Source organism: Aliarcobacter thereius LMG 24486 (genome assembly GCF_004214815.1).
Taxonomy (GTDB): Bacteria; Campylobacterota; Campylobacteria; order Campylobacterales; family Arcobacteraceae; genus Aliarcobacter; species Aliarcobacter thereius.
Genome location: NZ_CP035926.1, coordinates 1,607,351 through 1,626,811 on the forward strand (window position 1 = coordinate 1,607,351; position 19,461 = coordinate 1,626,811).

17 protein-coding genes are annotated in these 19,461 nt (G+C 25.4%); 8 read left to right on the top strand and 9 right to left on the bottom strand.

Annotation, left to right across the window (positions count from 1 at the left end; genetic code table 11):
* Window positions 1–77: 77 nt before the first annotated feature.
* Window positions 78–2,111, top strand: coding sequence for a TonB-dependent receptor domain-containing protein (locus ATH_RS08310; RefSeq protein WP_066390110.1), 2,034 nt, complete (start codon window positions 78–80; stop codon window positions 2,109–2,111).
* A 98-nt stretch (window positions 2,112–2,209) separates the two neighbouring features.
* Entirely contained in the window at window positions 2,210–2,746 is a 537-nt protein-coding gene (locus tag ATH_RS08315; protein ID WP_066390108.1) for a manganese efflux pump MntP, read from the top strand.
* Here the strand turns inward: ATH_RS08315 and ATH_RS08320 are convergent.
* On the bottom strand, window positions 2,735–3,667 hold the full coding sequence (locus ATH_RS08320; RefSeq protein ID WP_066390107.1) for a helix-turn-helix domain-containing protein: 933 nt from the start codon (window positions 3,665–3,667) through the stop codon (window positions 2,735–2,737). The two genes, ATH_RS08315 and ATH_RS08320, sit on opposite strands and share 12 nt — an antisense overlap.
* Before the next feature lie 109 nt (window positions 3,668–3,776).
* On the opposite strand from ATH_RS08320, the gene ATH_RS08325 reads away from it, so the two are divergent.
* From ATH_RS08325 to ATH_RS08335, 3 genes are read left to right on the top strand one after another with little or no spacing between them, the layout of a single operon-like run.
* Window positions 3,777–5,774: a TonB-dependent receptor gene (locus ATH_RS08325; protein WP_066390106.1), complete on the top strand. Its 1,998-nt coding sequence runs from the start codon at window positions 3,777–3,779 to the stop codon at window positions 5,772–5,774.
* A 9-nt stretch (window positions 5,775–5,783) separates the two neighbouring features.
* Window positions 5,784–6,773, top strand: a complete 990-nt coding sequence (locus tag ATH_RS08330; RefSeq protein ID WP_066390105.1) for a class I SAM-dependent methyltransferase — start codon at window positions 5,784–5,786, stop codon at window positions 6,771–6,773.
* Between the two features lie 2 nt (window positions 6,774–6,775).
* Entirely contained in the window at window positions 6,776–7,960 is a 1,185-nt protein-coding gene (locus ATH_RS08335) for an MFS transporter (RefSeq protein WP_066390104.1), read from the top strand.
* Window positions 7,961–8,015: 55 nt separating this feature from the next.
* Here ATH_RS08335 and ATH_RS08340 read toward each other — a convergent pair whose 3' ends face one another.
* Window positions 8,016–8,420 (bottom strand): DUF350 domain-containing protein, encoded by a 405-nt coding sequence (locus tag ATH_RS08340; protein ID WP_066390102.1) that lies wholly within the window; start codon window positions 8,418–8,420, stop codon window positions 8,016–8,018.
* A gap of 124 nt (window positions 8,421–8,544) precedes the next feature.
* Here ATH_RS08340 and trpS point away from each other — a divergent pair, with 124 nt between their 5' ends.
* Complete coding sequence (gene trpS, locus ATH_RS08345; RefSeq protein ID WP_066390101.1) at window positions 8,545–9,510, top strand: tryptophan--tRNA ligase; 966 nt, start codon at window positions 8,545–8,547, stop codon at window positions 9,508–9,510.
* 6 nt (window positions 9,511–9,516) lie between these two features.
* Here the strand turns inward: trpS and ATH_RS08350 are convergent, their stop codons facing one another.
* The 4 genes from ATH_RS08350 to ATH_RS08365 form a co-directional block, all read right to left on the bottom strand.
* Entirely contained in the window at window positions 9,517–10,152 is a 636-nt protein-coding gene (locus ATH_RS08350; RefSeq protein WP_066176919.1) for a response regulator transcription factor, read from the bottom strand.
* On the bottom strand, window positions 10,149–11,747 hold the full coding sequence (locus tag ATH_RS08355) for a sensor histidine kinase (RefSeq protein WP_083202011.1): 1,599 nt from the start codon (window positions 11,745–11,747) through the stop codon (window positions 10,149–10,151). The genes ATH_RS08350 and ATH_RS08355 overlap by 4 nt, the downstream gene beginning before the upstream one ends.
* A 318-nt stretch (window positions 11,748–12,065) precedes the next feature.
* The gene (locus ATH_RS08360) at window positions 12,066–13,253 is read right to left on the bottom strand and encodes an aspartate aminotransferase family protein (protein WP_066390099.1); all 1,188 of its coding nucleotides are present in this window, start codon (window positions 13,251–13,253) and stop codon (window positions 12,066–12,068) included.
* A gap of 52 nt (window positions 13,254–13,305) precedes the next feature.
* Window positions 13,306–13,899, bottom strand: coding sequence for an HPP family protein (locus ATH_RS08365; protein WP_066390097.1), 594 nt, complete (start codon window positions 13,897–13,899; stop codon window positions 13,306–13,308).
* Between the two features lie 116 nt (window positions 13,900–14,015).
* Between ATH_RS08365 and ATH_RS08370 the strand changes: the two genes are divergently transcribed.
* Window positions 14,016–14,567, top strand: a complete 552-nt coding sequence (locus ATH_RS08370; protein WP_066181037.1) for a PhnA domain-containing protein — start codon at window positions 14,016–14,018, stop codon at window positions 14,565–14,567.
* Between the two features lie 34 nt (window positions 14,568–14,601).
* On the opposite strand, the gene ATH_RS08375 is transcribed toward ATH_RS08370, so the two are convergent.
* The 3 genes from ATH_RS08375 to ATH_RS08385 are packed head-to-tail and all read right to left on the bottom strand — an operon-like array spanning window position 14,602 to window position 17,009.
* Entirely contained in the window at window positions 14,602–15,162 is a 561-nt protein-coding gene (locus ATH_RS08375) for an aminotransferase class IV (protein ID WP_066390094.1), read from the bottom strand.
* 9 nt (window positions 15,163–15,171) lie between these two features.
* The gene (locus ATH_RS08380) at window positions 15,172–16,131 is read right to left on the bottom strand and encodes an aminodeoxychorismate synthase component I (RefSeq protein WP_228140837.1); all 960 of its coding nucleotides are present in this window, start codon (window positions 16,129–16,131) and stop codon (window positions 15,172–15,174) included.
* On the bottom strand, window positions 16,128–17,009 hold the full coding sequence (locus ATH_RS08385) for an aspartate carbamoyltransferase catalytic subunit (RefSeq protein ID WP_066390092.1): 882 nt from the start codon (window positions 17,007–17,009) through the stop codon (window positions 16,128–16,130). The genes ATH_RS08380 and ATH_RS08385 overlap by 4 nt, the downstream gene beginning before the upstream one ends.
* A 95-nt stretch (window positions 17,010–17,104) precedes the next feature.
* On the opposite strand from ATH_RS08385, the gene ATH_RS08390 reads away from it, so the two are divergent.
* Window positions 17,105–19,432: a fatty acid cis/trans isomerase gene (locus ATH_RS08390; protein ID WP_066390090.1), complete on the top strand. Its 2,328-nt coding sequence runs from the start codon at window positions 17,105–17,107 to the stop codon at window positions 19,430–19,432.
* The last annotated feature ends 29 nt before the right edge of the window (window positions 19,433–19,461 follow it).

Here is a 19,461-nt window from a genome sequence, read left to right on the forward strand (position 1 = left end):
ATGCAACTAAGTTGCATTTATATAATATTTCTCTTTTGCAACTTAGTTGCATAATTTTTTATTATAAAAGGAACATTATGAAAACAAATACTAAAGCCAAGATATTTATCTACTCTTTGTTACTACCTCATCTTCTATTTTCAGAAACAACTATCTTAGAAGAAGTAAAAATAGAAGAAAAAAGTATAAGCACAAATCCAATTGATATTAATTTGGAAAAAGTTGAACAAAATCAAGCAAACTCATTTAAAGAGATTTTTGATAATCACTCATCTATTGAGATTGGTGGTGGAGCTATAAATGTACAAAGAGTTTATTTAAGAGGTTTAGAAAGTTCAAATTTTGATATTTCACTAGACGGTGCAAAACAGGGTAAAAATATGTTTCAACATAGAAGTAATGAACTTGGAATTAATCCAGATTTACTAAAAGTTGTAAATATAAAAACATCTAATGATGCTTCAAAAGGTCAAGCTCTTGGTGGAAGTATAGAGATAAGTACAAAAGATGCACAAGATTTTATTAAACATAATAAAAATTCTGGAGTTATTTTAAAAACAGGATACAACACAAATGCAAATCAAAAATATGGAAGCACAACTGCTTATTCAGTTTTTGAAAACAACTTAGGAGCTTATTTTAGTATTAGTGGATTAAATAGTGATGATTATAAAGATGCCAATAAAAATAAAGAGATAGGAAGTGAATATAAAGATAGAGATTATCTATTTAAAATAAGTTTACTAAATTCAAATAATCATGATCTAAGATTATCAATAAACCAAAATGAAAATAGTGGTGATACAAGATGGAGAGGAACTGAGTATAGACCAAAGCCTGAAGAACTTGAGAAAATAGTATCAACTACTACAAATTACACTTTAAATCATACATATAATCCAAACAATTTAATAAATTTAAATACAAATTTAAATCTTACAGATATAAGCTTGGAAAGAAAAGAACCAAAAAATAATTTAAACAAGAAATTAGATGGAACTAGAGAATACGAAAATAGAAATATTGGATTAAATGTTCAAAATCACTTTGATTTTGATATATCTTCAACAACAAATAGAGTATCCATTGGAGCTGATTATCAAAAAGAGCATGGAAATGGTAGTTTTGAAGCACATAATTTAGATAAAGCTGTTACAAAATACTCTGATTTGAATTCAGAAAACAAAGCTTTATTTATTCAAAATAGAACTACAATTGACTCTTTAGGGCTTGATTATGGATTAAGATATGACTACTATACTTTTAAAACTGGACTTGGAAAACAAAGTGATTATACTTTTTCTCCAAATATTGGTATTGATTATGAAGCCACAGAGAACTCTTTAATTTATGCAAACTATGGAAAAGCTAGTAGAATGAGTGGAATCATTCCTTTTACATGGGAACTAAATACAAAAATCGATTCAACTTACTCAAAAGATTTAAAAGCCGAAAAATCGAATAGATATGAAATTGGTTATAAATATAATAAAACTGATACTTTTTTAAGTGATGATTATCTATCTTTTAATGCAAATATTTTTCAAACGAAATTAAAAGATTTAATAGTATCAGGTGCTATTGGTGGTGGAAGTGGTGAAGGAGGAAGAACTTTAGAAGATATTTATAATAGAGATGATGAGTTTAAATCAAAAGGTTTTGAACTAAAACTTATATACAACTACGATATTTTTTCAACATCATTTGCTTATACACAAATTGATACAAATGCAAAAAATATGGATACAAATGGAACAATTTATAATGAAGACCAAAATATAAGAAGAGTTGGAGGCTATGATAGTAAAAAGTTTATTTTTAATGGTGCAGTTGATTTATCAGAAGATTTTACTATAAATTATATTTTAAATGCAGTTGCAAAAACAGATATTTTAGATAGTAATAACAATGAGATAAATAGAGCTGGTTATGTAACTCATGATATAAACTTAAAATATATATTAAAAGATTGGACTTTTTTCTTTGCTGTTAATAACTTAACAAATAAACAATACGCAAAAGCTACAACAATATCTACAAAAAATCAAGCTGATATTTATAGATACGAAATGGGGAGAGATTATAAATTTGCTCTTAAATATGAATTCTAAAAAATAAATTAACTAAGCATTTAAATAATTTAGATGCTTAGTTTCATTTTTGCTATTTTAGTTATAATTTCACTCTTATTTAAAAAAAGAGGAATTGTATGTTAGAAGTTTTAATCTTAGCATTTGCACTAAGCATGGATGCTTTTGCAGTAGCTATTGGAATAGGTATAAAAAATAGATCAAATTTGAAAACAATTGCTTTAAAAGTAGCTATCTTCTTTGGATTTTTTCAAGCTTTAATGCCTTTTATTGGTTATTTAGGAAATATTGGTTTAAAAGATTATATTCTAAACTATGACAAAATCATTGCATTTATTTTACTTCTTTTAATTGGTTTAAAAATGATTTATGAAGCTTTTAAAAATGAAGAAGAGAAAGATTTTAATCTGACAAATAGAGTATTGTTTACTTTAGCAATAGCTACAAGCTTAGATGCTATGGCAGCTGGATATAGTTTACATCTATTTAATATTAATATTTATTTATCACTATTTATAATTGGTTTCACAACTTTTATTATCTCTTATCTTGGTGTTTATATTGGAAGCCGTGGTGGTGTGAAATATGAAAAAAAAGCTGAAATTTTAGGCGGAGTTATTCTAATATTAATCGGATTTAAAATTTTACTTTTTTAAAATATCTTTGGGTCTAATTTTAAACTCTTTAAAAAAAGCATTTGTAAAATTATTTGCAAATTTATAGCCAACTTTTAAAGCTATCTCATTAATATTATATTCTCCACTTTGAAGGAGATTTTTTGCTATGTTCATTTTATAAGCTAATAATAATTTATATGGAGAAGTTTTATAAAGTTGCTTAAACCCTTTTTTCAGCTTTACTTCACTTAAGTGTACCATTTTTGATAAAGAGATTATAGATGGAGGATTTTGTAAGTTATCTAATAAAATCTCTTTAGCTTTCAAAATTGCATTTTTATCATAATCATCAAGAAATATAATATCTTTATTTCTTTCAAGTTTTAAGATTTCTAAAGATAATAATTCAAGAACTTTACCTTGTTTATAAATATTAGCTAATTCTCCAATTAATTTACAATTTAATATATCATTTAATAAAAATTGAGATTCAATTGAAGTCAAATTAAAATCTAATAGTTGTAATCTTTGTTTATTATAAAAATATTTTTCAACTATACTCTTTTGGAAATTTCTTAATAAAAAATCTTCACTTAATATTAATCTAACTTGATTTATTTCTTTATCTTTAAATTTTCTAAATCCTTCTGTATTTTCAAATAATGTTATTGTGGTAAAACCTTCTTTAAAAGGTATTATTCTTTTATCATAATTATTTATATAGTCAGAATTTCCTTTGAGTGATATAGTAATTACAAATTTTCGTTCATTTTGTTTTTGTGCTTCTAAATATACAGGTTCTAATAAATTATATTCTATTTTTGAGAAAAGAATCCCATCTTGAATATTTATTTTTTCCATATAATCCGTTCCAAAATTATTTGGGAAACTATTTTTTATAATATTATTTTTATTCTTTATATTTAAACTAATCAAATCCTTTAAATATCTTTTTGTCATTTTAATCCTTTAGAATAGAAAAAAAACCTTAGATAATCATTTTAGTATTGATTATCAATATTCTAGAGTGTATACTAAAGAAAATTAATTTTAAATTAAAGGAAACATTATGCTTAAATTTCATTCACTAAAGTTTTCTTTTTTAGCTTATATTTTATTATCAAATAATTTATTAGCAAAAGATGAAATTACAACTTTAGATAGTATTAAAGTAACTGCACAAAAAAAAGAGGAAAATATCCAAAAAGTTCCTATATCAATATCTGCTTTTGATGATATTTCAATAGAAGATAAATCTATTGATAGTTTAGAAGATATTGCAAAATATACCCCAAACTTAATGCTTTATAACACAGGGCAAGAAGGCTTAATAGTTCCTTCAATTAGAGGAATAAGTGGAAATGTTCTATCTTATTCAACTCCTGTTGGGCTCTATGTTGACGGAATTCCTACTACAAGTACCTTTGGTTTTGATGATGCAATTAGTGATATTGAAAGAATTGAAATTTTAAGAGGACCACAAGGAACTTTATATGGTAAGAATAGTGAAGCAGGAGTTATAAATATCATCACAAAACAACCTAATAATGAATTAAGGACTAAACTCTTTTCAAAAATAGGAAATAATGGAAGAAGAGATTTTGGATTAAATGTAAGTGGTCCAATAATAAAAAATAAGTTTTATGTAGGTATAGCTTATAATCATAAAGAAATAGATGGATTTATAAAAAACACTCTTACAAATGATTATATAAATGAGAAAAAAAGTGATTATGGAAAATTAGTCCTTAGAACAACTCCAACAGATAATCTTGATATCTCTTTAATATCATCAATACATAAAGAAGACAATGGTAGCCACAACTGGGTTAATTCAACAAATAACAAAAAAGAAGTTAGTTCAAATTTAAAAGGAAGTTCTACTCCAAAAGATACAACTTTTGCTTTAAATGTAAACTATAATATAGATGAAAACTCTAAAATCAAATCTATAACTACAAAAAAAGAGTACAAAGATAAAGCAATAGTAGATGCAGATTTTACCCCTTTGACTTTAAGACATATTTATAAAAACAATGAATTAAATACAATCTCTCAAGAGTTTAGATATGAAACAATATTGAATAAAACAGAACTAACTTCAGGAATTTATTTTGATAAAAAAGATGATGACTTATATGTAAGAATATTTGCACCTTTTAATCCAACAGGATTTGCAAATCCTCAAGATATGAGTTCTAAAAGTATAGGAATTTTTACAAATATCATTCATCCTTTAAATAATTTCTGGGTTTTAAGTGCAGGAATTAGATATGACAAAGAAAAAAAAGAGATGCAAGTAAAAAACACAACTATTGATTTAGAAAATAGTTATAGCAGTATTTCTCCAAAAATTGGAGCTCAATACAATATAAATGAGAATCAAATGAGCTATTTTACAATAGCAAAAGCGTATAGAAGTGGAGGATTTAACCCTTTTGCTACATCAGAAGTACAAGCATACGATGAGGAAAATTTGATCTCTTATGAACTTGGATATAAAGCAATGTTTTTTGATAATCGTTTAAAATTTAACACAAATGTCTATTATATGGACATAAGAAATATGCAAGTAGAAGAAACTCCCATGCTTGGTACTACTTATATGGTAAATGCAGCAACTGCAACTTCAAAAGGGCTAGAGTTAGAAATTGAAGGTTTAGTAACAAATAAATTAAGTTTATTTGTAAGTGGAGGCTTAAATAAAACAACTTTTGATAAATTTAGTGATATAGCAGGAGATTATAGTGGAAATTACAATCCTCTTGCTCCAAAATATAATTTTAATTTAGGAGCTCAATATAGAGCAAACAATGGTTTATATGCAAGAATTGATTTTAATGGATATGGAAAAACTTATTTTGATAAGGCAAATACAAACTATCAAAAAGCTTATAACTTAGTTGATACAAAAATTGGTTATGAAGCAAATAATTTTGATATATATTTTTATGTAAATAATTTATTTGATAAAAACTATGATGCAATAGGTGCATATTTTAGTGGAACAACAACTATTTTAAGACCAGAACAAGAGTTTGGTATCAAATTAGCTTATAGATTTTAAGGATTTTAAATGCAAAATATAAACAACTATTTATCACTACTGTTAGCTCAACAAAAAACCGAGATTTTAGAACTAGCTTTGGAGTTAAAAATCTTTAAATTAATAGAAGAGAATATAAATACAATTTTTATAATCTCTTCAAAAATAAATATAAATGAACATAAAACAAAAATATTATTAGATAGTTTAGTTTTTATGGAACTTTTGGACATAAATCAAGACAAATATCTCAATACAAAATTTGCTAAAGAATCTTTTATTTATGGAGCTTCTTCATATTGTGGTGATGTTTTTTTACATAGAAAACAGCTAGCTGAAAATGGTAAAAAAATGATGAAATCAATGTTTGAAGAAAAAAAAGAGCTAGAAGAAATAAAAATAGCAAAACTTTGGGCAGATGCTTCAAAAAAGTTTTTAAAACAAGAACAAAAAAATCTTATCTCTCCAATAGCACTTAATATTATAAAAAATCTAAAAGATTTCAACTCTTTTAAAACTATGTTGGATTTAGGTTGTGCATCAGGGATTATTGGTTTAGAAATTACAAAAAATCACCCTACACTAAAAACAACTTTATTTGATTATGAAGAAGTTACAAATGTTGCAAAAGAGCATATAAAAGAGTATGGTTTAGAAAATCGTGTAAAAGTTTTAAGTGGAGATATACAAAGTGATAATATTGGAGAAAAATATGATTTGATTTGGTGTAGCAATATATTTTATTTCCTAAAAGATAAGAAAGAAGTAATAAAAAAAATTTATGATGCTTTAAATCCAAATGGAATAATAGTAAGTTGCCATGTAGAAATTGATACAAAAAATAGCCTTGATGAAGATAGTTTTTTCTATTTTCTATCTTTAAATATGCAAGGTAAAAATATCTTAAAACCTATGGAATTATCTGATATATTTGAAGAAGTTGGATTTAAATCAATAAATTCATACACAACATATAAAACACCTATGACTCCAAGTCAAATCCATATTTGTAGGAAATAAATATGAATCAATTAACAAAAAAGAATATCTTATTTTCAATTTTATTTACAGCAATTTTAACTCCTATTATTTTCTTTGTGATGGGTCTTCCTATGATTTTACAAATAAAAGGTTTTGATGCTTCATTAATTGGGATTTTTCAATTAGCAGGTTTACCAATGATATTTAAGTTTTTAATGTCTCCCCCAATAGATAAAATAGTATTTGAAAAAAAACATTATAAAAAATGGACATTTTATATAGGCATATTATATATTTTACTTTTATCTATAATTAGTTTTTTATCTTTAGAAGAAAATATTTATTATATTTTTATAGCTATTTTACTAACTTCATTTATATCTACTTTTATGGATATTCCACTAAATGCTTTGGCTATAAAAACTTTTAAAGTAAAAGAAAGAATCAGTGCAGGAAGTTATAAAATAAGTGCTTATAGTATGGCATCGTTATTAGGAGGCGGAATCTTTTTACTTACTTTTAATCATCTTGGCTGGAATTTAACTTTTATTCTAATGGCTCTTTTGGTTCTTTTTTCACTAATTGCTTTGTATCTTATAGAAGAAAGTGATGAAGTAATATGTGTAGAGAAAATCTCTTCAAAAACTATAATCACTTTTTTCAAACAAAAAGACATTGGTATTTGGATTTTTATTTTAAGTTTTTATTTTGTTTCAATAAGTTCTCTTTGGGTATTTATGAAACCATATTTGATTCACAAAGGTATAAAACCAGATGATGTAGCTATTTGGGTTGGAATTTATGGAAGTTTCATAGCTATTTTAGGAGGATCTTTAAGTAACTATATTGGAAAGAAGTTTTCAAAAAAAAATCTACTTATTATTTTTATGTTTTTTAATCTTTTTAGTACAAGCCTTTTAATTTTTATTGAACATTTTAATCTATCATTTTATTATCTAATCATAAGTGTTACTTTTATAGCTTTAGCTATTGCTTTATCATCAGCTATAATTTTTTCTATGATTATGGACTATTCAAGGAAAGAGTCACGAGCAATAGATTATTCAATTCAATCAAGTATTTTTTCATTTACTAGAATAATTTCTGCTGTAATTGCAGGGATAATTGTTTCAAATCTTGGCTTTAAAACAATGTTTATATTTGAACTCTTTTGTATTCTTTCAATAACTTTTATTATATATCTAAAATATTCAGAAAAATATTAATATTAATTGGATTTAAAATTTTACTTTTTTAAAAATCTTGGATTTAAATCCAAGATTAATAACTCATAGATCCAGCATTTAATAATCCAATAGAAATAGATAAAAATGCCATCAAAATACCAACAGAAATAACACCTTGTGAAATTTTATCATTAAAAGAGTATTTTCCACCAACTCTTGTTACAACAAATGCAAAAACAAGTTGAATCAAAATAGCAACTGCTCCCCAAATAGCAAAATCAAAATACGAAACAGAGTTTTCTAAAGCAGAGAAAAGTGGTATAGAAACACCAATAATAGCTCCTCCAAAACCTAAAGCTGCTGCAATATTATTCTCTTTGAATATCAGTTGATAATCATCATAAGGAGTTACAATTGTATACAAATATAAAAATACAACTACAAATAATATAGCTGTAAAGAAAAATCCTAGAAAACTTAAAAATAGACTAATTTCCATTTACTTACCTTTTTTTCTTTGAATTCTAGCAAAATAAGATTTCAAAGCTTATAAAAATTATATATCAAGCATTTAAGTTTTAGCTACTTTTGATATAATCCAAACAAAAAATAAGGATTTTGATTTGAGAATTTTTTCAGGTATTCAACCATCAGGAACAATACATATAGGAAACTACTTTGGTATGATAAAAAAAATGATAGAGTCACAAAACGAAGGTGAACTTTTTGCATTTTTAGCTTCATATCATGCTTTAACATCAGTAAGAAGTAAAGAGCTGTTAGAGAAAAACTCTTATGAAGCAGCTATAAATTTTTTAGCTTTAGGAATGGATCCAGAGAAATCAACATTTTGGATTCAACACGATGTAAAAGAAGTTCTTGAACTATATTGGATACTATCAAATCATACTTCTATGGGATTATTAGAAAGAGCTCACTCATATAAAGATAAAGTTTCAAAAGGTATTCAAGCAAATCATGGATTATTTTCTTATCCAGTTTTAATGGCAGCAGATATTTTGCTTTTCGATTCAAATATTATTCCAGTTGGAAAAGATCAAATTCAGCATGTTGAAATGACAAGAGATATTGCAAACTCTTTTAATCATGCTTACTCTAAAGAGATTTTTATTCTACCAGAAGCAAGAGTTGATGAAATAGTAGCAACAGTTCCAGGAACAGATGGAGCAAAAATGTCAAAATCTTACAACAATACAATTGATATGTTTACATCTTTAAAAGATAGAAAAAAACAAGTTATGGGAATAGTTACTGATTCAAAAGAGCTAAATGAAGTAAAAGAGTGGGAAAATTGTAATATTTACTCTATTTCAAAACTATTTATGAATGAAAATGAATTAGGAAATTTAAGACAAAGATATGAGACTGCTGGTGAGGGATATGGTCATTTTAAGATGACTTTACTTGAAAAAATAAATGAGTATTTCGCACCTTATGAAGAAAAAAGAGAGTATTTCTTAAATAATAAAAAAGAGGTTCGTGATATTTTAGAGTTTGGAGCTAGTAAAGCTAGAAAAATTGCAGTAGCAAAAATGGAGATTATAAAAGATTGTGTAGGGCTAATTTAATTAGCTCTATTTAATATAATATCCTTCATCTAAATTTGTAATTATTATATTATTTGGTAACTTTTTTCTAACCCTTTTTACCAAACTTCTTATCGCATCAATACTCTTAAATTCACCATCATAAACATACTCTTCAATCAAATCATAACTTACATTTTTACCCTGATTTGATATTAAAAGATTTATAAAAAGTTTTTCTCTTTTTGTAAGTTCTAGTTCATCATCATTGCATATAAGTTTATTTTGAATAATATTAAAATATACACCTTCACTTAACATAAAGTTATCTTGTTTATCCTGATATTTTTTTAATTTAAATAAAAGTTCTTGTATATTAAAAGGTTTTTTAAGATAATCATCACAACCTTTTTTATAAGCTTCTTCAATCATATTTATATCAATATTTGCACTCATTATAAACACCGTTGCTAATTTATTCTCTTTTTTAATCTTATCCATAAGTTCTATTCCATTTAAATTTGGAACAAATATATCTAAAATATATAAAGTATAATCACTACTTATACTTTGATAAGCCATATCTCCATCATAAAAGCTATCTACATTAAATCCTTCACTCTCAAGCATATCTTTAATAGATTCATTTAAAGAAAAATCATCTTCTAATAAAAATATTCTCATTTTTCTTCCTTTTCACTATCCTCACCCAAAATATATCTAAATATATTAACTTCTCTACTTTCAACTTCAATTCTAAAATCATATTTCTTACAAATATCACTCACAATAGCAAGTCCTAAACCATGACCACCTGTTGTTTTATCTTCTCTTTTATATTTTATAAATATATTTTTAGGATTTTCTATTTTTTGCCCTACTGAATGAAACTCTAAAACATTTCCTTTTAAATATATTTTTATTGTACTTCCCATAAGAGAATATTTTATTGCATTTGAAATATTATTATCAATTAATCTATTTAACTCTATTTTACTCATCTTAAGAAAAAGTGTATTATCTGCAATAATTTCAATACTTCTATTTTGACTTTGAGCAATAGTATCAAAATATCTAACTCTACTTTCTAGTGCTTTTAAAAGATTATTATCTATTAACTCATACTCTATCTTATCTTTTGTATGTAAAAAAGTCATATCTTCATAAGAGTTTTCTAAAGTTCTTAAAGCACCATTTATTTTTAAAGAGTATTTATCACTTCCATAAAGTTTCTCTCTTAATTGAGTATTAATTGTAATAATAGATAAAGGAGTATTTATTTCATGAATAGAGTGAGCTATAAATTTATCTTTATAGTTTAATAGCAATTCTGTATTTCTTAGATTATATGTCAAATATATGGCACTTGCACCAATTATAAATGCAAGAAAAGATACAGCTTTTAGATATAAAACATTTCTAAAAAAGTTATTATCATCAAAAACTATACAATATAAAATTTTAGCATCATTATAAATTGAACTTGTTTGAACAGAGTTATAAACATGATATTGTATTCCATCTTCTTCTTTATGAAATGTTATAAATGTTTTATCTCCTAAAAGAGTAGAAATTTCATCACTCTTTTTTAATCTTCCTTCTAGCTCTTTTATAGTTTGTTTATAAGAAGGAATAGATTTAAAAGCAAAATTACCTATATAATCTCCTGATTTTATATATGCAATAGATGTTTTGATAGTTTTTTCACTTTTTATTAAATCCTGAATCTCTTTTAAATCTTCTGAAAGTCCTCTATAATTATAACTCATTTTAAAATATCTATTTTCATCTAATTTTGAAATAGAATAACTTATAAACTTTAAATGTTCATGAGAAAACTCTGGAATAGTTACTCCAACAGCACTATCTTCTAAATATTTTAAAAACTGTTTTTTTAATAAATTCAAACTAAATCCAATATCACTAAAATTTGAACTATCAACTATTTCAAAATCTTCATTTAAAATATAAATCTCAAAATTATCTTTATTGTTTGAATCTAAGATAGTTTTTATATCATCAATATCATTAGCATTTTTATATAAACTAATTGCTTCTAAATGTTTATTTTTTATAAAATCTTTTTTATTATGATATTTTTGTAAAATTTTTGTAAGTAAACTAGAACTCTTTTCTTTAATTTGAAAAAAAAGTATCTCTTGATTCTTTTCATTATTAAGTTTCAGATTTTCATAAATTATTATATATCCGGCGATTATTATATTTAAAAATATTAAAATATTAAAAAATAGCATCGTTGATGATTTAGGCAACCTCATAGCAATATTTTCTCCTTTAAAAGTCTTTATTTTACACTCTTTTTACTTCAAAAATAATTTTGACATTTAATTGACATAATCCTTAGTTATAATTCTTTCGCCAAGAGATTAAGAACAAGGAAATAGTTTTAAAAACTTGTTATTTTGTTTTAAATTTTTGTTAATTTTGGGTTATGGGGAGCCAGATTATTTATCTTTGAGATCGAAAATTTAAAGAATATAACTTTATAGTTATAAAGCTCTAATAGTTAGTTTAATTGAGGCATACCTTATTCTATATTCATCTAATTTATTTAAAGAGGCTTTATGCCTCTTTTTTTATGCTATTTTATTTATAGCTTTTTGAAGTCTTTTAAACCCTTCATCTATCTCATCTTTTGAAATAGTAAGAGCAGGTAAAAATCTTAAAGTATTGTTTCCAGATTTTAAAACCATAACTCCACATTCAAATGCTGTTTTTATTAGATTTGTTAAAGTATCAGCATCTTTTACTCTTAATCCTCTCATTAATCCTAAACCAACATTTGCTATAAATATATTTTGATTATTTTCATATAAATCATTCATTTTTTCAACAAAATACTCAATAGTTTTATCAAGTTTTCCACTATTTTTCTCTTTTTCTAAAATATCTAAAACTTCTAATCCAGCACTTGTAACTAAATAGTTACCACCAAAAGTACTTCCATGGTCACCAGCACCCCAAATATCTTTTAGATTTGTCATAACAGCTCCAATAGGAACTCCTCCACCTAAACCTTTTGCTAAAGTTATAATATCAGGCTCAATTTCATATACATTTGAAGCTAGGAATTCACCTGTTCTATAAACTCCTGTTTGAACCTCATCAATTATTAATAATATTTTATTATCTTTCAAGAACTTAGCTAATTCTTGAATCTTTTCTTTAGGAAAAGGTAATATTCCACCCTCACCTTGAACTAATTCAATCATAACTGCTACTGTTTCATCATCTATTGCTTTATATACATCATCTATTGCATTAAATGAAAATCCTTCAGGATATGGAGCAAATTTACTCTGATGAAATGAGCTTTGACCAGTTGCTTTTACAGTTGTAATAGTTCTTCCATGAAAAGAATTTTCTAAAGTTATAATCTTATATCTTTTATTTTCAAATGCTGTTTGTCCATATGTTCTAGCTATTTTTATAGCTCCTTCATTTGCTTCAGCTCCACTATTTGCAAAAAAAGTTCTAACATCATAAGTACTTAATTCTTTGATTTTTTTTGCTAAAAGTGCTTGTGGTTCTATTGCATAAATATTTGAAGTGTGTGTTAAATTTGATACTTGTTCAAAGATTCTTTTTGCTACTTGTTTATTTCCGTGCCCAACACTTGTAACTCCGATTCCAGATGTAAAATCTATATAGTCTTTATTTTCATTATCATAAAGTGTTGCATTTTCACCTTTTACAAAATTTACATAATTTCTTGCATAAGTATGAAGAACATACTCTTTATCTAATTTTTCTATATCTTTCATTTTTTCCTACTCTAAAAAATTTTATAAAAGTATATCAGTATTGCTATTAATTCTAACTCTTTTTTGATTTAAGTTTTTTTCTTTTATATCTTCTATAATGTCTCTTTAAATAGTTCTTATAGCTCTCTGGATATGCTCTATTTTTAGGAATATTATTTACTATAAATGCTATTAAAAAAAGAATAATTGCTCCACTAAAAACAGGAACTATTACAAATAAATATCCTAGTTCATGGATTTGTGGTGTTCCTATAACTGCAATTAATGCCGTTGCTCCTCCTGGAGGATGCAAAGTAAGTGTTAATTGCATTGCTAAAATAGAACTAGACACAGCAAGAGCTGAAGCTAGAAGTAAATTGTCTCCAAATAATTTATATGAACTTACTCCAATAATTGCACTAATTATATGCCCAAAAATTAAATTCTTTGGTTGTGCCAAAGGAGAATTTACAGATCCATAAATTAAAACAGCACTTGCTCCAAATGATGCTAAAACTAGAGTTAAATCACCATCTTCTAAAAAATCTCTATGAAAAAAAGATATTGCAATAAGTCCTAAGAATGAGCCAATCCAAGACCAAATTAAATTCTCTTTATCTAATTTTTCTTGATTAACTTTTTTAAACTGTTTTAAAAAAAAATTCATTTTATATAAACTCCAAATTTGTAAAGCTTTATCTTAGTAAATTTGTAAAAGAAAATTTATGATATATATCAAGTTACAATGGTATAATCAATAAAATTATATTAAAAAGGAATGTTGTGGGAATTTTAGAAGATTTATTAAAAAGAGCAAATAATAGTTGTGAACTTTGTAAAAATACAGAGGATTTAGATGTTTATGAAGTTGCACCTAGTAATCAAACTATTGATGAATCTATTTTAACATGTAAAACTTGTAAATCTCATCTAGAAGAAGAGTGCGAAGTAGATCCAAACCATTGGTTTTGTTTAAGCGAATCTATGTGGAGTGAAGTTCCTGCTGTTCAAGTCGTATCTTATAGAATGTTAAAAAAACTAAATAATCAAGAATTACTTGATATGATTTATCTTGATGATGAAACTTTAAAATGGGCGAATAGTGGATTAAATACTATTGACTCTATTGTACAAAAAGATTGCAATGGTGTTGTTTTAAATGCTGGTGATAGTGTAAGTATTATTAAAGATCTAGAGGTTAAAGGTGCTGGATTTACAGCAAAAAGAGGAACAACTGTAAGAAATATAACTTTAGGTCAAGAAGAGGGACAAATTGAAGGTAGAGTTAATGGTGTTAAAATTGTTATTCTTACTCAATTTGTAAAAAAAGCTTAATCCTTAAATTATAAAAAAGAGATTTTTCTCTTTTTTAATCACTTATTTCAAATTCATTTATAATATCAAAACCAATCATTGAATTTAACAAAGCTATTTTTTCTGCTTTTTTTAACATTTCAACACTAATATCTTTTTCTACTAAATTTTTTTCTTCAAGAAGTCTAGTTTTCGTTGTACCTTCAAGTAGTGAGTTTTTTGAAACAATCCAATATCCATCATAAAATATAGCTATATTTGCAATGCTGGTATCTCTTACAACTCCATTTTTTACAATAATAATTTCATCACAAGATTCTTTTTTAAGGAAAAGTTCATCTATTTTTTCTCTATTAAGATATTTTTTTGAATAGTTTATATCATTTTCATAAATTAATTTAAAACTTTTAATTTCTCTTTTTTTATAAGGAAAATAATCCACACTTATAATCTCATTTTCATCGTAGATAACTTTACATCTTAAAAGTTCATCTGAAATTGGATTTATATATTCTTGAAGATTTAGATTTTTTCCAATAGTTTTCGCAACTCTTTTATTGTGATAATTCAAATTAAAAACTTCAAAATCTTCACATTTGATTGTTTCAAAATACATCTTTTTCCTTTAAAAAGGTAAATAAACCTTATTTATTAACTCTTCGTATTCAAGATTTACATCACTATCTGCTGTAATTCCACCACCACTTTTATAAAACAGTTCGCCTTCTATTTTTTCTATATATCTTATAAGTACAAAGCTTTGCAATATTTTTCCATCAAAATATCCAAAAACTCCTGTATAAAAACCTCTATCATAGTTTTCTACTCTTTTTAAAATATCAATAGTTGATTTTTTTGGAGTTCCTGTTATGCTTCCAGCTGGAAGAAGTTTTTCAAATATATTTCCAAGATTCTCATAGCAATTACTTTCAAGCTTTCCACTTATTCTTGAACTTGTTTGAAAAAGTTCATTTTCTTTTGTTTTTATTTTACTAATATATCTAAACTCTTCTACTTTTATATCTTTTGCAATTTGTCCTAAATCATTTCTCAATAAATCAACAACCATCGTATGTTCTGCTAGTTCTTTTGCATCGTTCATTAATTTATTTTTTGCATTTTCTATGCTTGAATCAATAGTTCCTTTCATAGGATATGTATAGATTTTATTATCAATAATATCAACAAATTTTTCAGGTGAAAAACATACAAAATCATTTTTCTCTGTTTTAACTCTAAGCTTTAATAAAGAGTTTGCATTTTCATAAATTTCATCTAAACTAAAATTTGTATCAATTTTTGTTTTGCTTGTTAGGTTTAGTAAGTAAGAGTTTCCATCTTTTATCTCATTTAGAACAGTGTTTAATTTATCTTTATACTCATAAAAAGATATTGGATATTTATTTAAATAGTACTTTTTTATACAACTGTTTTGTAAACTATTAGCATCTATTTCAAATTTGATATTTTGATTGTTTTCTTTTAATTTTTCTATATAAAATTCATTTAAATCATAAGATATTAGGAAATAAAATGGCTCTTTATTAGAGCCATATAAGTTTAGTTTATCTACAAAAGCCTTCAATAGTTTAGTATTAGTTTTTTTAATATTGCAGCTCTTATTGCAACTCCATTTGTAACTTGTTCTAAAACTTGACATCTAGGATGTTTTAAAACATCATCATTTATATCTATATTTCTATTTACAGGTCCTGGATGAAGAAGTAAAAACTCTTTTCTTTCCATTAAATCAGTTGTTATACAAAAATCTCTTGCATACTCTTGAAGTGATTCAAAATATGTAATATTGTGTCTTTCTAATTGGCTTCTTAAACTCATCACAATATCCATATCATCTATAATTTCAGATATTGTATCAAACTGTTTGTACTCATCTCCTTCATATTTAAAGCAATCAGGAGCAACTAAATTTACATCTATTCCAAACCTTGGTAAAAGCCTTCTATTACTTCCAGCAACTCTTGAATTTCTAACATCTCCAACAATAGCTATTTTTTTACCATCTGTTTGTCCTTCAAAATATTCATAAATTGTAAATAGGTCTAAAAATGCTTGAGTAGGATGAGAATGTCTTCCATCACCTGCGTTTATAATTGGGCAATCAACATATCCAATTAAACTCTCTGGAAGTCCACATTCACTATGTCTTATAATAATTGCATCTGGTTGCATTGCATTTATATTTGAAACTGTGTCATACATCGTTTCACCTTTTTTCTGTGAAGATGTTCCAACATCAAGATTCACAACTTCTGCTCCTAATCTTTTTGCTGCAATTTCAAAAGAACTTCTTGTTCTAGTAGAGTTCTCAAAAAAAAGTGTTATAATTATTTTACCTTCAAGAACTTTACTATTTTTAGTTCTTTTAAACTCTCTTGCTTCATCAAAAACATGTAATATCTCTTCTTTTGTAAAATCAGAAGTTCTTATTAAGTGTTGCATTGTTTTCCTTTCATTTTAGTTTGGAATATTAGCAAAAAGCTCTTTAAATGAAATTGAGTATAATATAAAATATGATTTAAATAAAGGGATTTAAAATGCGTTTGCAAATTTTACTAATAGTTATATTTTCTTTCTTATTCTTTGGTTGTTCTTCCAAACCATTAACTCCTGTTGAATATGATAAAATCGATAGAAATCTCTCTTATAGCAAAGATGTAAAACCAATTCTAGATAAAAGATGTGTATCTTGTCACTCTTGCTACAATTCACCTTGCCAATTAAAGCTTGAGAGTTTTGAAGGACTTGATAGAGGAGCTAGTAAAGCTTTAGTTTATGATACAAGACTTAGAGCTGCTGATCCTACTAGACTTTTTATTGATGCAAAAACAACAGAAGATTGGAGAAAAAAAGAGTTTAGTTCGGTTATTGATAAAAACTTAGATAATAATGAATCAATAATGATGCAATATCTTTTCCAAAAAGAGTTAAATCCAGAATTAATAGGAAATTACTCACCTGAAACAGATGAAATTTCTTGTGTAAAAAACCAAGAAGAATTAGAAGATTATTTTGATGATAATCCTCACAAAGCTATGCCTTATGGTTTTCCTGCATTATCAAAAAATGAATACAATATCCTAATGAATTGGCTTGATAATGGTCTTACAAATGATACAAAGAAAAATGTTATAAATAATTTTGAAAAAGAGCAGATTAAAAAATTTGAAGATTTTTTAAATAATCCATCAATAAAGCATCAAGTAACAGCAAGATATATTTATGAACATCTATTTTTAGCTCATATATATTTCGATGAAAAAAGTGGTCATTTTTTTGAAATAATTCGTTCAAAAACTGCTGCACCTTTTGAGCCTGAAATTATTCCAACTGTTTTTCCTTATGATAAAATAGATGAAAAGTTTTATTATAGAATTCAGAAATTTGAACAAACGATTGTGCATAAAACTCATATGCCTTTTAAAATTGATGATAAAAAACTCAAACTTTACAATGAACTTTTTATAAATAGAATATGGGATGAAAAACCATATATGCCAAGTTATGACAAAACAAAAGCACCAAATGCACTTGAAATATTTAAACAAATTCCAGCAGATAGTAGATATAAATTTCTTTTAGAAGATGTATATTTTATTATAAATAATTTTATAAAAGGTCCTGTTTGTAAAGGTCAAATTGCTTTAAATGTTATTCAAGATCACTTTTGGGTAGCTTTTATGGATCCAAAATATGATTTAAGTATTAGAGATAATTTCTTTTTAAGAGAAAATTTACATAATTTAGAAATACCTAATCAATTAGGAGAAGATCCAACTTTATATAAAACTTTTAAAAACCTAAATCATGAAAAAGAGATTAGAGCATATAATAAGAATAAAGAGGAAATTTATAATAAATACTATCCAAATGGAATGAAACTTGAATATCTTAGAAAAAGTCCTAATAATGACTCTATTTTAACTGTTTATAAACATTTTGATACTGCATCTTTACATAAAGGTGCGTTAGGAAGTAGTCCAAAAACTATGTGGGTAATTGACTTTCCACTTTTAGAAAGAATTTATTACTCTTTAGTCGCTGGTTTTGATGTATTTGGTAATACAGCTCATCAATTATTAGTAAGAACTCATATGGATAGATTAAGAGTTGAAGGAGAAAGTAATTTCTTAGAATTTTTACCAAAAAACAGCAGACAAAACTACTTTAACTCTTGGTATATTGGATGGTTAGCTCAATATATAACTATATATTCTCCATCAAATAATGAAACAGCAATAAAATATAGTTCAAGCAACTACAAAGAAGAACTCATTTCAAAAATACTAAAATATACAAATACTAAAGAAGATAAAATAAACTATATTTACAATAAAGATATCTCTGTTGATATAAGAAATTCATATAAAAATAAAAAAGAGATAGAAGAAGGTTTTAGATCTTTATCTTTACCAAATAAACAAAGTATTACAAAATATTTTACAGACAGAGAAGCAAATACTGCTTTAATAAAAATAGAGCTAAACAACGGAGAAAATCTTATTTACTCTATGGTTATAAATAGATGGCACGACAATGTTGCTTTAATGTTTAAAGAAGAAGATAGACTAGATCCAAGCAAAGATGATATAGATTTTATTGAAGGGTTTATTAGCTCTTATCCAAATATATTTTTAATTGTAAAACAAAATGAGTTTCAAGATTTTTTAAATGCTATTAAGAGATTTAACAATAGTGATACTTGTGTAAAAAATATTTCAAAATTTGCTATAAATAGAGCAAATCCAAAATTTTGGGAAATTTATGACTGGTTCACAGAAGAGTTTAGAAAATCAAATCCTTTAGAGTTTGGACTATTTGATTTAAATAGATATCACGAAAAAGCTATTATTGAAGAAGATTAATTATAAAGAGAGTAGAAATTTACTCTCTT